We start from the raw sequence: 17,043 nt of genomic DNA, 5'->3' as shown, positions 1-17,043 counted from the left end.
GGAGTGGCGGACGCATCCGTCCGGTACCCGGGTGGTGCGCGCCTAGACACGCCGCCTCGGGAATCCGCCCCCGGATCGGCGACGAGGGCTCGCCGCCGATCCGGTTTCGGATCGGCCCCGGCGGGGAAGTGGAGGAGTGCACCGTCCCCGGAGCGGCGCCCGCGCGCCCTCCGCACCTGAGAGGAACCCGTCGTGGTCGCCATCGCCCCCCTCCGAGAGCCCTTCGCCGGAGTCGAGAGGATCGCCGTCCTGCGCGGCGGCGGACTCGGCGACCTGCTGTTCGCGCTGCCCGCCGTCGACGCTCTCGCGGCCGCCTACCCGGGAGCCGAGATCACCCTGCTCGGGACGCCCGCGCACCGGGTCCTGCTGACGGGCGTCGAGTCGCCGATCGCCGACGTCGAGATCCTGCCGGTGGCGCAGGGCGTCCGCGACGGAGAGGGGGAGGACCCCCGGGTCGTCGAGGACTTCACCGAGCGGATGCGCGCGCGCCGCTTCGACCTGGCCGTGCAGCTGCACGGCGGCGGGCGCTACTCCAACCCGTTCCTCCAGCGTCTCGGCGCGCGCCACACGGTCGGGTCGCGCACCGACGACGCCGCGGAGCTCGAGCGCACGATCCCCTACGTCTACTACCAGCACGAGATGCTGCGGGCGCTCGAGATCGTCGGGCTGGCAGGAGCGCCCGCGACCCGCCTCGAGCCGGCGCTCGCCGTGGATCCGGAGCGGCGGGACCGCCTCGCCGCGGCGCTGCCCGCGGGCGGCCCGCTGGTGCTGATCCACCCCGGCGCGACCGATCCCCGCCGCCGCTGGCCCGCCGCCTCCTTCGCCGCCGTGGCGACGGAGCTGCTGGCGGACGGCGCGCGCGTGCTGGTGGTGGGCGACGCCTCGGACGTGCCCGCCGCCGACGAGATCGTCGCCGGAGCGCAGGGAGCGGTCTCCTGGGCGGGCGTCGTGGACCTCCCGGACCTCGCTCCGCTGCTCTCGCTCGCCGATCTCGTGCTCGGCAACGACTCCGGACCCCGCCATCTCGCCGCCGCGGTCGGCGCTCCGACGGTCGGGATCTTCTGGGTGGGCAACGCGATCAACGCCGCGGCCCTCGGGCGGCAGCGCCACCGGGTGCAGCTGAGCTGGACCACGCACTGCCCGGTCTGCGGGCGCGACGTCACGCAGGTCGGCTGGACCGCTCCGCGCTGCAAGCACGACGTCACGTTCGTCGGCGACGTGCGCGTCGAGGCCGTGCTCGAGGACGTCCGCGGGGTGCTCGCCTCCACCCGCTGAACCGCGAGACGCCACCTCGGTACGCGACGCGCCGGGGCGTGCGAACCGAGGTGGCGTCTCGCGGCGGGGGATCCGGAGCGCGCCCGGATCAGCGGATCACGGCCAGGACGGCTCCTCCTCGTGCGTGATGACGAGCTCGCGGACCTCGCAGCCGCGCGGCTGGCCGAGGACGAACATGACGGCGTTCGCCACGTTCTCCGGATCGTTCAGCAGCGCGTCCGGACCCGGCTTGTACTGCTCGTCGCGGTCGTCGAAGAAGCGCGTCTTCATGCCCGACGGGATCAGCGTGGTCACGCCGATCTCGCCCTTGGTCTCGGCCGCGAGCGCGCGGGTGAAGCCGAGCACGCCGAACTTCGAGGCGCAGTACGCGGTCGCGTCCGAGACGGCCTTGATCGCGAGCGAGGAGGCGACGGTGACGACGCGGCCGTGGGTCTCGGTGAGGAAGGGCAGGGCCGCCCGGACGACGGCCGCGGTGCCGAGGAGGTTGACGGAGATGACGCGCTCCCACTCCTCCGGCTCCACGTCGACGAGGCGGCCGCAGCGGTCGATGCCGGCCGCGGTCACGACGGCGTCGAGCCCGCCGTGCTCGCGGGCGATCTCGATGACCGCCTTCTCGGCCTCGCGGGTCTTCGCGACGTCGACCTGGTAGGCGGCGATGCCCTTCTTCACCGACAAGACGTCGCGGTCGAGCACGATCGGGGTGCCGCCGGCGGCGGTGACCGCGGCGGCGACGGCCGCACCGAGCCCGGAGGCTCCTCCGGTGATCAGGACGCGGCCGATGGGGGTGGGAGTGGTGCTCATGGTTTCCTTCCGGGGGTGGTCTGCGGGCCTCGTGGGCCGCGGGTCAGCCGACGCGCGCGAGCGCGGCGGCGAGATGGGTGGTCGAGCGGCCCGGGTGGTACGGCACGGTCAGGACCCGGCCGCCCCACTCCGCCACCGTCGCCGTCTCGGGGAGGGACTCGGCGGAGTAGTCGCCGCCCTTCACCCAGACGTCGGGGCGGATGCGGCGCAGCGCCTCGTCCGGCGTGTCCTCGCCGAAGACCAGCACGGCGTCGACGCACTCGAGCGCGAGCAGCAGGTCGACGCGGTCGTCCTCGGGGATGATCGGCCGTGCCGCGCCCTTGAGGCGCCGGACGGAGTCGTCCGAGTTGAGGCAGACGATCAGGCAGTCGCCGAGAGCGCGTGCTGCGGAGAGGGTGCGGGCGTGGCCGGCGTGGAGCAGGTCGAAGCAGCCGCCCGTCGCGACCACCGTTCCTCCTGCCGCGCGGACGGACTCGGCGACGCGCAGGGCGTCCACCCCGCCGCCGTGGAGGGGTGCGGGGTCGGCGGGAGCGGAGAGGGAGGCGACCCCTCCCGCGAGGAGGTAGGCGCCGGCTGCGGCGACCGCCGCCTGCACCGCCTCCGACGTGCTCGCACCCTCGGCGAGGGCGACGGCGGCGGAGGCGGCGAACCGGTCGCCTGCGCCGCACGGGTCGGTGGGCGGCACGGCGACGGCCGGTGCGACGACCGGGACGCCGGCGCCGCGGGAGCGCAGCAGGGCGCCGGAGGATCCCATCGTCACGGTGACCGCGCCGCAGCCCCAGCGCTCGAGGAGGGTGGTCGCGGCGGACTCGGCGCGCGTCACTCCGCGGCCGACGGCTCCCGAGAAGGCGGTGGCCTCGGCCAGGTTCGGGGTGGCGAGCGAGGTGGCGGCGACCGGCTGCGAGCCGCGCGGGTGCGGATCCCACACCAGCGGCACGGTGAGCGCATCGAGCGCCGTGCGGAGCGACGGCTCCTCGGTCAGGCGGCGGCCGTAGTCGGCGACGATCACGGCGTCGGCGTCGGCGAGCGCGGCGAGCATCGCGTCGGTGACGCCGGGGACGGGCGGCGTCTCGCAGCCGCGGTCGATCCGCACGACGGCCTGGCCGGAGGCGGCGACGCGGGTCTTCACCGGCGTCGGCGCTCCCGAGGGACCGGCGACCAGGCGGACGCCGGACAGCTCGGCGCGCAGCTCCGCCACGTCCGGATCCGAGTCCTCGGCGAGCGCGGTCACCAGAGTCACCTCGTGCCCGTCGCGGGCGAGCATCCGGGCGACGAGCCCGGCACCGCCGGCGCGGGCGCTGCGGGCCGAGACGTCGACCACGGGGACGGGGGCGTCCGGGCTCAGCCGCTCGGCGGGTCCGGAGAGGTCGACGTCGAGCATCACGTCACCGACGACGACGAGGCGCAGGCGGCTCACGAGGCGGCCGCCGTCCGCGCGCGGATCCGGTGCTCGAAGGCCCGGCAGAGCGCGTGCACGAGCACCAGCTGCGCCTCCTGCACGTTGGAGCCGTGGCCCTCGAGGGCGATCGCCTCGTCGCAGAGCTCGGTGAGCGGGTTCGGCCCCTCGCCGGTCAGCGCCCACGACCGGGCGCCCGCCGCACGGGCGGCCTCCGCGGCGTGGAGGAGGTTCGCGCTGCGTCCGCTGGTGGAGAGCAGGACCACGACGTCGCCCGCCCGGGCGTGCGCGGTGACCTGGCGCGAGAACACGTGGTCGAAGCCGTAGTCGTTGCCGATCGCGGTCAGGCTCGACGTCTCGGCGTGCAGCGAGATGGCGGAGAAGGGGACGCGGTCGCCGTCGAAGCGGCCGACGAGTTCGGCGGTGAGGTGCTGCGCCTCGGCCGCGGAGCCGCCGTTGCCCGCGGCGAGCAGGCGCGCGCCGGAGTGCAGGCGGTCGGCGAGCTCGACGCCCCAGGCGGCGATCCTGAGGGAGTGGCGCTCCAGCTGCGCGACCGCGTCGAGCGCGCGCGCCACGTGGTCGTCGACGAGGCGCCGGGCGGCGCCGGCCGGGGTGTCCAGAACGGTGTCGATGGTCGCGGTGTCGATGGTCATCGTCGCGGAGCCGCCTTCCGGGTGGTGGGAGATGAGGGTGCGCTCGTGGCGCCGGTGAGGAGCGACTCGTCGCCGAGGCCGGCGAGGGTCGTGACGTAGGCGCGCTCGGTGTCGGCGGCGACGCGGTCCCAGGAGTAGCGGGACTCGACGCGCTCGCGGCCGGCGGCCCCGTAGGCGCGGGCGCGGTCGGGGTCCTCCAGCAGCGAGCCGAGGGCGGCGGCCAGAGCGACCGGGTCGCGCGGAGGCACGTGGACCCCGGTGACGTCCTCGACCACGGTGTCGATCAGGCCGCCCACGGAGGAGGCGACGACCGGCACGCCGCAGGCCATCGCCTCGAGCGGAGTGATGCCGAACGGCTCGTACCAGGGCGCGCAGACCACGACGTCGGCCGAGCGGAGCATCGCGGGCATCTCGGTCTGCGAGAGCTGGCCGACGAAGTCGACGCGGTCCGCGACGCCGAGGCTCTCGGCCACGCCGTGCAGCCGCTGGTACTCGGGGTCCGCGGTCAGCGCGTCGCCGGAGCCGGAGCCCCCGACGACGACGAGCTCGGCGTCGTGGCCGGCCGCGACCAGGTGCGCGAGCGCCTCGATCGCGATGCCCATGCCCTTGCGCGGCACCAGGCGTCCGATGGTCATCAGCCGCGAGCGCTCGCCGCGGGGCGCGACCGGGCCCTCGACCGAGAACCGGTCGATGTCGACTCCGCAGGGCACCACCGAGATGCGCGAGGTCGGCACGCCGAGCCCCTTGAGCTCGAAGGCCTCGTCCGAGCAGGTGGCGACGACGCCGTCGGCCTTCTGGCCCACTCCGGGCTCGAGCCAGGCGCGCTCCTCGGGGCTGGTGTCGAGCGCGCCCTGCTGGCGGCGCTTGACCACGCCCAGCGCGTGGAAGGTGTGGAGGACGGGCACGCGCCGACCCGTGGCGCGCTCCACCCGCTCGGAGGCGTCGAGCGCGGCGACCCCGGACATCCAGAAGTGGCTGTGCACGAGGTCCGGCCGCTCCTGCAGCCACTCCTCGGCGAGGTCGACGGCGAAGTCGCCCATGAAGGGCAGCAGCTCGTCCTTGGACACCCGGCGCGGCGGACCGGCGTCGATGTGCACGACCTCGACTCCCGAGGTGAAGGGCACGCGCCGGGGGAGGGAGGGGTCGTCGCGGCGGGTGTAGACGACGACGCGGTGGCCGCGGCGGGCGAGCGCGTCGGCGAGCGCCGCCACGTGGACGTTCTGGCCGCCGGCGTCGACGCCGCCGAGGGTCGCCAGCGGGCTCGCGTGCTCCGAGACCATGGCGATCGTCAGCGCGGGCGCGGCGGAGAGGTGCTGCTTCATCGGGTGCTCCCTTCCAGAGCGGGCTCCGGCGACCGGCGTCCGGGGAGGTCGGCGAGGACCTCGTCCCAGTCGCGGTGGAACCGGGCGAGGCCGTAGCGCGCGAGCGCGGCCTCGCGGGCGACGGCGCCGGCGCGGGCGGCGCGGTCCGGGTCCTCGACGAGCGCCCGGGCCGAGGCGACGAGGGCGTCGAGGTCGTTCGAGACCGCTCCGGCCTCGGGCGGGACGGCGCGCCCCGCCTCCGTCACGTCGAGCGCGACGACGGGCATCCCGAGGTGCATCGCCTCCAGCAGCGCGAGGCCGAGGGAGGTCCATCGGAACGGGTGCAGGTAGACCCGGCGGCGGGACAGGGCCGTGTGCATCGCCTGCGTGCGGACGTCGCCGAGGACCGTCACGTCCTCCAGGCCCGGCAGCTCGGCGAGCCGGTCGGTCTTCATCCCGAAGACGTCCAGCGGAGCGACGGCGCCGAAGCGGGGGAGCAGGTCGGTCCCGGCGACCCGGCCCCGGCGGACGGGCTCGTTGACGACCACGCCGAAGTGCGGCAGCTCGCCGGTGTAGAGGGGACCCGGGTCGTGGATCCCGTGCTCGATCACCGTCGTCCGCGTCGATCCGGTGTCCCACATCAGGGCGTTGAAGTGGGTGACGTGGACGATCAGCAGGTCGTCGCGGTCGGCGAGCGGGTGGCGGTTGTCCGGCACGTCCCCGCGGGGGGTGTTGTGCTCCACGTAGACGGCGGGCACGTCGCGGCCGAGGCGTCGCCCGAGCAGGCGCTCGGCCTCGGCGAGCTCCTCGGGCCTCTGGAGGAGGACCGCGTCGACGTCGGCGTCGTGCAGCTCCTCGGGCGCGATCTCGACGGCGCTCGGCCAGTCGCGGCCGCCGGTGCCCAGGCCCCAGCCGTCGCGGGCCGGAGTCGTGGGGAGCAGGTAGGTGTGGGCGCCGCGGACGAAGGCGTCCGCCCAGCCGCCGTGCACGTGCCAGAGCAGGATCCTCATGCGATGGCCTCTCTCGGGGAAGTCGTGGGTCGGAGTCGGAGGGCGGCGGCGACCGCCTCCTCGGCGCTCACCCCCGCGAGGCACGGATGACCGGGGACGGGGCACACGCGGGCGCGCGAGCCGGCGCAGGGCGCCTCCTGGTCGCCGAGCAGCGCGACCGGGACGCCGTAGGGCGCCCAGCGCTCGGCCGGGACGACCGGCGCGAAGAGGCTGACCACGGGGGTGCCGACCGCGGCGGCGAGGTGCGCGGGGCCGGTGTTGCCGCAGATCACGACGTCGGCGCCGGCCAGCACCTCGGCGGCGCCGGCGAAGTCCGTCGCCCCGCCGAGGTCGATGCCGCGGGAGCCCGCGACCTCGGCCGTGAGGGAGCGCTCGCCCGGCCCGCCGGTGACGACGACAGCGAGGCCCGCGTCCGCCAGCAGCTCGACGGCGCGGGCCGCGTTCGCCGCCGGCCAGGCGCGGGCGGGGACGGCTGCCCCGGGGTGCACGACCGCGTAGGGGCCGATCCCCTCGAGAGCGGCGGGCAGCACGCCCTCGCGGCGCACGCGGAGCCGTCCGTCGTCGCCGGCGGGCAGCGCGAAGCCGGCCGCCGCCGCGATCGCGAGCGCGCGCTCCGGCTCCGGCTGGTCCTCCTCGAGGGTCTCGCCCGGGACGAGGCGCACATCGAGCAGAGCGCCCGCGAAGTCGACCGAGGCGCCCGTGATGCGGGCGACACCGGCGAGGCGGAGCAGCAGGGCCAGCGGCAGCGGCGACTGGTGGAAGGAGGTGAGGATCACGGCCTCGTCCGGCGCGAACTCCTCGACGATCGCGCGCAGCTCGTCGACGAGCTCGCCGTCGACGGGGCGGGAGGCGTCGCCGATCCACGGGCACCACCAGGTGCGGACGGAGGAGGGACCCGGCAGCAGCGCGGCCGCGGGCGCTCCCTGCGGACCGCTCAGCAGCAGCACCTCGGCGTCGGCCGCGATCGCGCGGACGGCGGGTCCGCACAGCAGGACGTCTCCCGCGCTGTCCAGGCGGGCGACGAGCACGCGGCGCCTCACTCGGCGTCCTCGTCGGGCTGCATCGCGAGCAGCAGCTCGACCGCCTCGAGGAGCGTCGCCGCCTGCAGCGGGGCGGCGTCCACCTCCTCGGCGCGGGTGATCGGAGTCGGCACCAGCACTCCACGGGCGCCGGCCGCGGCGGCGGCGCCGACGTCGGCCCCGATGTCGCCGATCACGGCGAGGGACCGTGCCGGCAGTCCCAGCTGCTCGGCGGCGCCGAGCACCATGCCGGGCCGGGGCTTCCGGCAGGAGCAGCCGTCCTCCGGGCCGTGCGGGCAGAGCATCCACACGTCGAAGCCGCCGAAGAGCTCGTCCACGCGCCGGTTCACCGCGTCGGCCTGGCCGCGGTCGATGATCCCGCGGGCGATCCCGGACTGGTTGGTGACCACGCCCACGGCCAGCCCCGCCTCGCGCGCCCGCTCGACCGCGGCGAGGGCGGTGGGCATCGGGGAGACCTGCGCCGGATCGCCGTTGTAGGGCACGTCGACCACGAGCGTCGCATCGCGGTCGAAGAGGATCCCCCGCAGGCGCGGGGCCCTCGCGCGCTCGTCGGCGCTCCGGGAGGAGGAGTCGTTCACCTTCTCCTCGTACCCCTCGACCGGGGATGTAAACCCCCTTCCGGGGAAGTCGGTCCCTCCGGGCGCGTCGCTCGCATCTGCGGGCGGCGCGTCTGAGGTGAGCGCAGCGGGGTACGGGGACTCCGACAGGAAGGAGGCGCCGTGCGCGCTCTCACCGCCCCGGACGGGACTCCGGAGATCCTCGCGCTGCGCGCCCTCAAGCTCGGCGACCTGCTCGTCGCCGTCCCGGCGCTCAAGGCTCTGCGCCGCGGCTTCCCGGACCACCGGCTGATCATGGCGACCACGCCCTGGCTCGAGCCGATCGTCGACCTGGTCGAGGGCGTGGACGCGCTCGTGCCCACCCTCCGCGGACTCGACGACCCCTTGCCGATGGCCGCCGGCCGGGTCGAGCTCGGCGTGAACCTCCACGGCAACGGCCCCGAGTCGCGGCTGCGGCTGCGCGAGATCGCGCCCGAGCGCACGCTGGAGTTCCGCGTCCCGGCGCTGGACCCGGGCGCGGGCCCGGAGGACCCGCGGCCGCTCTGGATCGACGGCGAGCTCGAGCGCGCCCGCTGGGCCCGCCTGGTGAACTCGATCGGTCTCGACGCCGACCCCGAGGACGTCGCGATCGCCGTCCCGGAGGAGCCCGCCTCGGCCCCCGGAGCCGCCGTCGTGCACATCGGGGCCTTCTACGGCTCGCGCGAGTGGCCGGAGGAGCGCTTCGCCGCGGTGGCGCGCTCCCTCACTGCCGAGGGGCACCGCGTCGTCTACACCGGAGGCGCGAACGAGGCCGACCGCGCCCGCCGCGTCGCCGAGCTCGCAGGCGCGGGCGAGGTGCTGGCGGGGGAGCTCGCGCTCAGCGGGTTCGCCGCGGTCGTCGCGGCCGCCGAGGTCGTGGTGACCGTCGACACCGGAGCCGCGCACCTCGCCTCCGCGTACGGCGTCCCCTCGGTCGTGATCTTCGGTCCGGCACCGCCCGAGGCCTGGGGTCCTCCGGCCTCGGGTCCGCACGTCGTGCTGACCGACGCCTCCCTCCGCCGAGGCGACGTCTTCTCCGCCGAGCCGGATCCGGCGCTGCTCGCGGTCCAGGTCGACGACGTCCTCGCCGCCCTCGCATCGCTCCCGTCGCGTGCCGAGGCCCACCTCAGGCGGACTTCAGCCGCGTCGCGGGTCGGACCGGAGTGACCGTGGCCACGCGGGCCCGGGGAGCGCGCGGCTGATGGCTGCGCGAGGGGGCGCCGAGCCTGTCGGCGAGCTGCGCGAGGATCCGCCGCTGCAGGCGCGAGACCTGCATCTGCGTCGTTCCCAGCGCGTCGGCGATCTGCTGCTGGGTGCGCTCCTCGACGAAGCGCATCCGCAGGAGCTCGCGCTGGCCCTCCTCGAGCTCGGCGAGGGCCTCGGCGAGCCCGTGCCGCCGGTCGATCTCGAGCAGGCGCTCGTCCTCGCCGCCGAGGGTGTCGCCCAGGCCGACGCCGCCCTCGCCCGCGGTCTCGTCGAGGGAGAGCGGATGCCCCGCGAGGCGCGCGTCGGCCACCTCCGCCGCGTCCACTCCGAGGCGGCGGGCGATCTCCTGGTCGGTGGGGTGACGGCCGAGCTCCTGCGCGAGCTCGTCGGCGACGACGGCGGAGCGGCGGTGCAGCTCCTGCACGCCGCGCGGCGGCCGGATCATCCAGCCGAGATCGCGGAGGTGGCGCTTGAGCTCGCCGGTGATCGTGGGGACGGCGAACGCGGCGAAGCTGTCGCCGCGCTCGGGAGTGAAGCGGCGGGCGGCCTTCACGAGGCCCACGTAGGCGACCTGGCGCAGATCCGCCCAGTCGCCTCCGCTCCGGGAGACCCGGCGGGCCATGGCCTCGGCCAGGCCCAGGTGGTCGAGCACGATGCGCTCGCGGATGCGCGCGCCCTCGGCGGCCTCCGCGCTCACCGCGGCCTGGAAGAGCGAGAGCGTGCGGGCGTCCTTCTCCTCCCGCGCCGCCTCGGTGAGGACGCTCGGACGGTCGGTGCGGGGGTCGAGATCGATCGTGCTCATCAGTGCTCCTTCCGGGCACGCTCGCGCGGAGGCCCGGCGCGGCCTGCGGTGCGGCGCTCGGGCCCTCTCGACGAGAGGCCCGGGGTCAGCGCACCACTGCTCCTGCTCCCTCGGGGAGTCCGTTGACTCGGAGCAGTGCTGTCCGGTAGAAGCAGTGGCCGCGAGGCGCGCACCGTGCCCGGCGCTGAGGCGCCACGGCCCCCGCGATCCCGGGCGCCGCACCGGCTCCCGCCGGTAGGATCGGCCTCGTATGTCTGAGCTCACCCCGCCCCTGGAAAGCGCGCCGGACGCGCACCCGTTCACGACCGCGACCGGGAGCGACGTCCGCGTCCGCTTCTGCCCCTCGCCGACCGGGACCCCGCACGTCGGCCTCATCCGCACCGCCCTGTTCAACTGGGCGTATGCGCGCCACACCGGCGGCACGTTCGTCTTCCGCATCGAGGACACGGACGCCGCCCGCGACAGCGAGGAGAGCGTGGAGCAGATCCTCGACGCGCTGCGCTGGCTGAAGCTCGACTGGGACGAGGGCGTCGGAGTCGGCGGCCCGCACGGCCCGTACCGGCAGTCCGAGCGCACCGATGTCTACCTCGATGTGATCGCGCGCCTGACGGCCTCGGGGCACCTCTACGAGAGCTACTCCACGGCCGAGGAGATCGACGCGCGCAACGAGGCGGCCGGCCGCGCGAAGCAGCACGGGTACGACAACCACGACCGCGATCTCACCGAGGAGGAGCGCGCCGCCTTCCGCGCCGAGGGCCGCGCCCCGGCGCTGCGCCTGCGCGTGCCGGACGCCGACCTGTCCTTCGACGACCTGGTCCGCGGCCCGATCACGTTCCCCGCCGGCTCCTTCAGCGACTTCGTCGTGGTGCGCCCCAACGGCCAGCCGCTCTACACGCTGGTGAACCCGGTCGACGACGCGATCATGCAGATCACCCACGTGCTGCGCGGCGAGGACATCCTCCCCTCGACCGCCCGGCAGATCGCGCTGTACCACGCGCTGATCGACATCGGAGTGACGACCTTCGTCCCGCGCTTCGGGCACCTCCCCTACGTGATGGGCGACGGCAGCAAGAAGCTCTCCAAGCGCGACCCGTCCTCGAACCTCTTCCACCACCGCGACCGCGGCTTCATCCCGGAGGGCCTGGTCAACTACCTCGCCCTGCTCGGCTGGTCGCTCACGCACGACCGCGACGTCTTCTCGATCGACGAGATGGTCGCCGCCTTCGACGTCGCCGACGTGAACCCCAATCCGGCCCGCTTCGACCTCAAGAAGGCCGAGTCGATCAACGGCGACCACATCCGCCTCCTGGCCGTTGACGACTTCACCGAGCGGACGATCCCGTACCTCGTGGCGGCCGGAGTGCTCGCGGGCGAGCCGACCGCCGAGCAGCGCGCCGTGCTCGACGCCGCCGCACCCCTCGTGCAGGAGCGGATCGGCCTGCTCGGGGAGGCCCCCGGCATGCTCGGGTTCCTCTTCACCGCGTCCGACGCGCTCGAGTACGACGAGGACGCGCTGAAGGGCCTGCCCGCGAACGCCGGCGAGGTGCTCGCCGCCTCGATCGGCGCCCTCGAGCTCGTCCCCGCGTCCGAGTGGCTGACGGCCTCGATCCAGGAGGCGCTCGCCTCCGCGCTGATCGAGGGCCTCGGCCTCAAGCCCCGCATCGCCTACGGGCCGCTGCGCACGGCGGTCTCCGGACGCCGCGTCTCGCCGCCGCTGTTCGAGTCGATGGAGATCCTCGGCAAGCAGGAGTCGATCGCCCGCCTCGACCGCCTGGGCGCTCACCTCGGCACCTCCCGGCAGGCCTGACCGTGGCGGAGACGGTCGGCGGACGCTACGACGTCGTCGTGATCGGCGGGGGCCCCGCCGGGCTCTCGACCGCGCTCAACCTCGTCCGGGCGCGCCGGAGCGTGCTGCTGCTCGACAGCAACCGCCCGCGGAACGCCGCGACCCTGCACTCGCACGGGTTCCTCACCCGTGACGGCATCTCGCCGCTCGAGCTGCGACGCCTCGGCCGCGAGGAGTTCGAGCGCTACGAGGCCGCCGAGGTGCACAACGCCCTCGTCACGTCGGTCGAGCGCTCCGGCGGCGAGTTCGTGGTCGGCGCGCGCGGCGTGCGCGGCAGCGCGGACCGCTCCGTCGTCGCCACCGCCGTCGTGGTCGCCGCGGGGCTCCTCGAGACGCCGCCCGCGCTCCCGAGCCTGCGCGCCTACTACGGAACCGCCGTGCACAGCTGCATGGAGTGCGACGGCTACGAGAAGGCGGGGGAGGCGCTCGCCCTGATCGGCGAGACCGACGACCTCGCGGAGCGGGCCATGCTCCTCTCGCAGTGGTCGACCGACCTGATCGTCTTCACCAACGGCGTCGGGACGGTGAGCGACGCCGACGAGTCGCTGCTCGCCTCGATCGGCATCCGGGTCGACCGGCGCCCGGTCGCCGACCTCGCCGGGGAGCGCGCCGAGATGACCGGCGTCCGCCTCGTCGACGGCGACGTCGTGCCGCGCACCGGCGCGTTCGTCCGCCCCGTCTGGACGCCCGCGCTGGACTACCTGGACGCGGCCGGCCCCGACCGCGACGCCGACGGCTTCCTCCGCGTCGACGCCGGTGGCCGCACGTCCGTCCCCGGCCTCTACGCCGCCGGCGAGGTCACCCCTCCCGGCCCGCAGCAGCTGATCGTCGCCGCCGGATCGGGCGCCCAGGTCGCCTCCGCGATCAACCGCGACCTCGTTCGCGCCCGCCTCGGCGAGGCCGCCCCGGAGTCCGAGGGCAGCGTCGTCCGCGGCTCGATTTGAGCGGGATGCCCGCGTAGGGTACTGTCGTCTCTCGGCGCTCGGGTCTCGATCCGGTCGCCGCCTGGTCCCGGGATCACCTCCGGATGGCCATTGGGGTATGGTGTAATTGGCAACACGGCTGATTCTGGTTCAGTTGTTCTTGGTTCGAGTCCAGGTACCCCAGCACTGATCTCCTCCGCGGCACTCCGCGCGACGCCCTCGTTAGTGGCGTCCTCCTCCGGGCCCGCCCCCTCGTGATTCGCTCTCGGCGGCGTCCGCAGTATCCCCCCTCCGGCCGACGCGGCCGTCCGAGGCGCTGTGACACGATGGAACCTGTACGTCTCTCAGGTACCCGCGTCGCGCGGGTCGGACGAAAGGTCGCCCGCCCATGGAACCGGATCTCCTCTGGATCGTCCTCGCCGGAGTCGCCGTCGGCGCACTCCTGCTGATCGCCCTCATCGGCTTCTTCCTCTTCCGCGCCTGGTACCAGGTGCCGCAGGCCGACGAGGCGATCGTGATCGTCGGGAAGAAGCAGAAGGGCGAGGACGGCCTCACCTCGAACATGACCGTCATCACCGGCGGCGGCGCGTTCGTGAACAAGCTGACCCAGCGCTCCGACCGCATCTCGCTGCGCTCCCGCCAGATCAAGATGGAGCCGGTCGCGCAGACGAAGAACGGCGTGACCATCCACCTCGCGGGCGTCGCCCTGGTCAAGATCGGCTCCACGGCCGACCAGGTCCGCGCCGCCGCCGAGCGCTTCGCCTCGCAGGACCAGTCGATCGACGTCTTCACGACCGAGCAGCTCGAGGGCGCCCTCCGCGGCGTCGTCGCGAAGCTCAGCGTCGAGGAGGTCATGCAGGACCGGCAGAAGCTGGGAGACGAGATCGCCGAGGGCATCAAGGGCGACCTGCTCGCCCAGGGCCTCGTCCTGGACTCGTTCGCGATCCAGGGCGTCACCGACCGCAACGGCTACATCGAGGCGCTCGGAGCGCAGGAGATCGAGCGCGTCCGCCGCGAGGCCGACGTCGCGCGGATCAACGCGGCCCGCGAGGTCAAGGCTCGCCAGCTGGCCACGGACGAGGCGAACCTGATCGAGCAGACCGCCTACGACAAGAACACCGCCGCCGCGAAGTCCGAGGTCGGCCGCGCCAACGCCGAGGCCGAGCAGGCCGAGAACCTGGCCCGCGCCGAGCGCGAGCAGGCCGTCCTCGTGCAGCGCGCCGAGAACCGGCAGGCCGAGCTCGACGCCGACGTCAAGCGCGTCGCGGACGCCGAGAAGTACCGCCGTCAGACCGAGGCCGACGCCGACGCCTACGGACGCGAGAAGAAGGCCGAGACGGACCGCCAGGTCGCGCAGCAGGTCTCGGACGCCGAGGCCTACGCCGTCCAGCGCCAGGCGGAGGCGCGCCAGGCGTCCGCCGCCGCCGAGGCCGCCGCCGTGAGCGCCCGCGCCCAGGCCGAGGCCCACGCACTGCGGGCCAAGGCGGGCGCCGAGGCCGAGGCGCTGCGCGCGAACGCGACCGCCGAGGCGGAGGCCATCCGCGCGAAGGGCGAGGCGAGCGCGGCGGCCATCGCGGCCGAGGCGGAGGCGCTCCGCGAGAACCAGGAGGCGATCCTGGGTCGCGAGCTCATCGGGCAGCTGCCCTCGCTCATGGCCGAGTTCGCGAAGGGCTACCAGAACGTCGGCTCGGTGACGCTGATCGGCGGCGACACCGCCGGCACCCACATCGCGCGCGAGCAGGCGGCGGGTCTCGCCGCGACGTTCGACAGCGTCAGGTCGGCGACCGGCGTCGACCTCGGCGCGATCCTCCAGGGCCAGGCCTTCGGCCGGGGGATGGCGACCGGCGGCACCGTCGTTCCGACCGGCGCGTCGGTGGCGACCGGATCGGGTGACGCCCCGCGTCCGTCCGGCACCGGCGACCCGACCGCCGTCGCCTCCACGAGCTGACCGCAGGGTCCCGCTGATTTCCGGCGGTTCCACCACCGCCGCCGTGCTCGTCGGTGGGCGCCCGTCGGCGTCCGCCCTCGAGCACGGCGTGCGGCGTTCTGCGCGACCGGGTCGTGCCCCTTCCCGGAGTCGAGCAGCCCCCGCTCAGGCCAGCGGCTTGCGCATCTGCAGGGACGTCGTCTCGTAGCCGAGCGACTCGTACAGCGCCCGCGCGGCGGTGTTGAAGCCGAACACGTTCAGCGCGAGGGCGGAGCCGCCGCGGGAGCGGACGTGCGACTCCGCGAGCAGCATCGCCGCCCGGCCGAGGCCGCTGCCGCGCTCGGCGGCGTCGATCTGCACGTCCCAGACGTACCCGACGCCCTCGAGTCCGCTCGGGTGCGGGCCGAGCCAGAGCGACCCGACCGCGCGGCCGTCCTCGGAGACGAGGAGCACGTCGTGCCCGGCGGCGGGGGAGCCGCCCGGGAAGTACTTCTCGTACGAGGCGTCGGCGTTGCGCGTCGCGGCCGCCTCGTCGTCGCCCGCGCGCATCCGGTCCTCGATGTACGCCGAGCGCTGGACCCGCATCCAGGTGGCGAGGGCGGCGGCGGGAATCGGCTCGAGCGTGACGGTCATCCCCTCACGATCCCACTCCTCACCGCCCCCCGCGATCGATCCGTCGCGGACGGCCCGCAGGGGATCTGCGGACGGGCCGCTCGCGACGGATCGCCGCCGGCCCGGATCAGTCCGGGGTCCGCTCCGCGTGCTTCCGCTTCCCCAGGCGGGTGGCGAGGAACAGCAGCGTCCCCACGACCACGTAGCCCGCTGTCGCCAGCCAGACCACACCCGTCTGCTGCGTCAGCAGCACCACGCTCGCGATGGTAGCGAGCACCGGCACCACCCGCGGCACGGAGTAGTGGGCGTGGTCGACGCGGTCCTTCTTCAGCACCAGCACCGAGACGTTCGCCGCGATGAACACCAGCAGGAGCAGCAGCACCGTCGTCTCGGCGAGCGTGCCGACGTCGCCGATCAGGCTGAGCAGCATCGTCACTCCGCCGACGACCACGATCGACACCCACGGCGTGCGGCGGCCCGGGAGCACCTTGCCGAAGGCGCTCGGCAGCAGCCCGGAGGTGGCGAGCCCGAAGCCGACCCGCGACGCCATCACCATGAACAGCAGAGCGCCGTTCGCGATGGCGACCAGCGCGATCAGGCCGAACAGCCACGGCGGCACGGCCACTCCGCTCGCCGCGACCACGTCCAGCAGGGGACCGCTGGAGGCCGCGAGCTCGTCGTTCGGCAGCACGATCACGGCGCCGAGCGCGATCAGGAGGTAGACCACGGCGGCGGTGATCAGCGCACCGAAGAGGGCCCGCGGGTAGACCTTCGAGGGGTTCCGCACCTCCTCGGCCATGTTCGCCGCGGCCTCGAAGCCGAGGAACGAGAAGAAGGCGACGATCGAGGCGGCGAACGCCCCCTGCAGCGGAGCGACGTCGGGGTTGAACTCGAGCACGCGGGAGGCGTCGCCGTCGCCGGAGCCGAAGAAGACCGCGGCGCAGACGATGACGATGACCAGTCCGCTCACCTCGATCACCGAGGCGACCAGGTTCGCGGTCAGCGACTCCTTCACCCCGCGCAGGTTCACCAGGGTGAGGATCGCGATGAAGACGATCGCGGTCGGGATCGGCGGCACGTCCAGCAGAGCCCCGAGGTAGTCGCCCGCGAACGCGTTCGCCAGGGAGGCCGCCGTCGTGATGCCGGACGCCATCATCAGGAAGCCGATCAGGAACGAGAGGTACGGCTTCCCGAACGCGCGGTCCACGTATCGCGCCGCCCCTCCGGCGTGCGGGTACTTGGTGATCAGCTCGGCGTACGTGCCCGCGGTGAGCAGGGCAACGACCAGCGCGATCAGCAGCGGCAGCCAGATCACGCCGCCCACGTCCTCCGCCATCGTGCCGACCAGGGTGTAGATGCCGGCGCCGAGTGTGTCGCCCACGATGAAGGCGAACAGCAGCGGTCCGGTGATCACCCGCTTGAGCGACGCCTTCCCGGGAGCGGTCTCGGCGGTGTCCGTCGTGTCGGTCATCCGGATACTCCACCGAAGCGAGGGGTCCGAGCGCAAGCCTGGCCGCCCGATCGCTGCGAGATTTCTCATCATCGCGGCCCGTGTGGCAGGGGCCCGGGCGGCGAGGCCTCCCACAGCGCGCTGATCCCGGGACTCGGGCGATCGGCCGCACCAGAGGGAGCGGACCCGGTGCGCACAGGGTGAACAGGGGGCGACCGCGCGTGCC

General features: G+C 74.5%; 15 protein-coding genes and 1 tRNA gene. 6 read left to right on the top strand and 10 right to left on the bottom strand.

Going from position 1 to position 17,043, the window contains the following annotated elements; all coding sequences use genetic code 11:
- The first annotated feature begins 192 nt into the window (after positions 1–192).
- Positions 193–1,275, top strand: a complete 1,083-nt coding sequence (locus tag C5C59_RS02390; protein ID WP_104239113.1) for a glycosyltransferase family 9 protein — start codon at positions 193–195, stop codon at positions 1,273–1,275.
- A 96-nt stretch (positions 1,276–1,371) separates the two neighbouring features.
- On the opposite strand, the gene C5C59_RS02385 is transcribed toward C5C59_RS02390, so the two are convergent.
- From C5C59_RS02385 to C5C59_RS17155, 7 genes are read right to left on the bottom strand one after another with little or no spacing between them, the layout of a single operon-like run.
- Positions 1,372–2,076 carry an SDR family oxidoreductase gene (locus tag C5C59_RS02385; protein WP_104239112.1) on the bottom strand — a complete coding sequence of 235 codons (705 nt, stop codon included), beginning with the start codon at positions 2,074–2,076 and terminating at the stop codon, positions 1,372–1,374.
- 43 nt (positions 2,077–2,119) lie between these two features.
- Positions 2,120–3,484 carry a PfkB family carbohydrate kinase gene (locus C5C59_RS02380; RefSeq protein ID WP_104239116.1) on the bottom strand — a complete coding sequence of 455 codons (1,365 nt, stop codon included), beginning with the start codon at positions 3,482–3,484 and terminating at the stop codon, positions 2,120–2,122.
- A 5-nt stretch (positions 3,485–3,489) separates the two neighbouring features.
- The gene (locus C5C59_RS02375; protein WP_104239111.1) at positions 3,490–4,125 is read right to left on the bottom strand and encodes an SIS domain-containing protein; all 636 of its coding nucleotides are present in this window, start codon (positions 4,123–4,125) and stop codon (positions 3,490–3,492) included.
- Complete coding sequence (locus C5C59_RS02370; protein ID WP_104239115.1) at positions 4,122–5,417, bottom strand: glycosyltransferase; 1,296 nt, start codon at positions 5,415–5,417, stop codon at positions 4,122–4,124. The genes C5C59_RS02375 and C5C59_RS02370 overlap by 4 nt, the downstream gene beginning before the upstream one ends.
- Before the next feature lie 26 nt (positions 5,418–5,443).
- Positions 5,444–6,436, bottom strand: coding sequence for a glycosyltransferase (locus C5C59_RS02365; protein ID WP_104239110.1), 993 nt, complete (start codon positions 6,434–6,436; stop codon positions 5,444–5,446).
- Positions 6,433–7,476 (bottom strand): glycosyltransferase family 9 protein, encoded by a 1,044-nt coding sequence (locus tag C5C59_RS02360; RefSeq protein WP_219812480.1) that lies wholly within the window; start codon positions 7,474–7,476, stop codon positions 6,433–6,435. Before C5C59_RS02360 ends, C5C59_RS02365 begins: the two co-directional genes overlap by 4 nt.
- Complete coding sequence (locus C5C59_RS17155) at positions 7,473–8,054, bottom strand: HAD-IIIA family hydrolase (protein WP_104226264.1); 582 nt, start codon at positions 8,052–8,054, stop codon at positions 7,473–7,475. The genes C5C59_RS02360 and C5C59_RS17155 overlap by 4 nt, the downstream gene beginning before the upstream one ends.
- Before the next feature lie 141 nt (positions 8,055–8,195).
- Here C5C59_RS17155 and C5C59_RS02355 point away from each other — a divergent pair, with 141 nt between their 5' ends.
- Positions 8,196–9,218, top strand: a complete 1,023-nt coding sequence (locus tag C5C59_RS02355) for a glycosyltransferase family 9 protein (RefSeq protein ID WP_104239109.1) — start codon at positions 8,196–8,198, stop codon at positions 9,216–9,218.
- Here the strand turns inward: C5C59_RS02355 and C5C59_RS02350 are convergent.
- Complete coding sequence (locus C5C59_RS02350; protein WP_104239108.1) at positions 9,178–10,059, bottom strand: sigma-70 family RNA polymerase sigma factor; 882 nt, start codon at positions 10,057–10,059, stop codon at positions 9,178–9,180. The two genes, C5C59_RS02355 and C5C59_RS02350, sit on opposite strands and share 41 nt — an antisense overlap.
- A gap of 250 nt (positions 10,060–10,309) precedes the next feature.
- On the opposite strand from C5C59_RS02350, the gene gltX reads away from it, so the two are divergent.
- The 4 genes from gltX (at position 10,310) to C5C59_RS02330 (ending at position 14,776) form a co-directional block, all read left to right on the top strand.
- Positions 10,310–11,866: a glutamate--tRNA ligase gene (gene gltX / locus C5C59_RS02345; RefSeq protein WP_104233235.1), complete on the top strand. Its 1,557-nt coding sequence runs from the start codon at positions 10,310–10,312 to the stop codon at positions 11,864–11,866.
- 2 nt (positions 11,867–11,868) lie between these two features.
- Positions 11,869–12,849: an NAD(P)/FAD-dependent oxidoreductase gene (locus C5C59_RS02340; protein ID WP_104276156.1), complete on the top strand. Its 981-nt coding sequence runs from the start codon at positions 11,869–11,871 to the stop codon at positions 12,847–12,849.
- Positions 12,850–12,940: 91 nt separating this feature from the next.
- Positions 12,941–13,012 (top strand) — tRNA-Gln (locus tag C5C59_RS02335).
- A 204-nt stretch (positions 13,013–13,216) separates the two neighbouring features.
- Positions 13,217–14,776 carry a flotillin family protein gene (locus C5C59_RS02330; RefSeq protein WP_104239107.1) on the top strand — a complete coding sequence of 520 codons (1,560 nt, stop codon included), beginning with the start codon at positions 13,217–13,219 and terminating at the stop codon, positions 14,774–14,776.
- A gap of 144 nt (positions 14,777–14,920) precedes the next feature.
- Here the strand turns inward: C5C59_RS02330 and C5C59_RS02325 are convergent, their stop codons facing one another.
- Positions 14,921–15,388 (bottom strand): N-acetyltransferase, encoded by a 468-nt coding sequence (locus C5C59_RS02325; RefSeq protein ID WP_104239106.1) that lies wholly within the window; start codon positions 15,386–15,388, stop codon positions 14,921–14,923.
- A 106-nt stretch (positions 15,389–15,494) separates the two neighbouring features.
- Positions 15,495–16,838 (bottom strand): APC family permease, encoded by a 1,344-nt coding sequence (locus C5C59_RS02320; RefSeq protein WP_104226270.1) that lies wholly within the window; start codon positions 16,836–16,838, stop codon positions 15,495–15,497.
- Between the last annotated feature and the right edge of the window lie 205 nt (positions 16,839–17,043).

Source organism: Rathayibacter sp. AY1F4 (assembly GCF_002931775.1).
GTDB lineage: Bacteria > Actinomycetota > Actinomycetes > Actinomycetales > Microbacteriaceae > Rathayibacter.
Note: the sequence above shows the minus strand (reverse complement) of the source record. Positions and strands in the feature narration are given on the sequence as shown.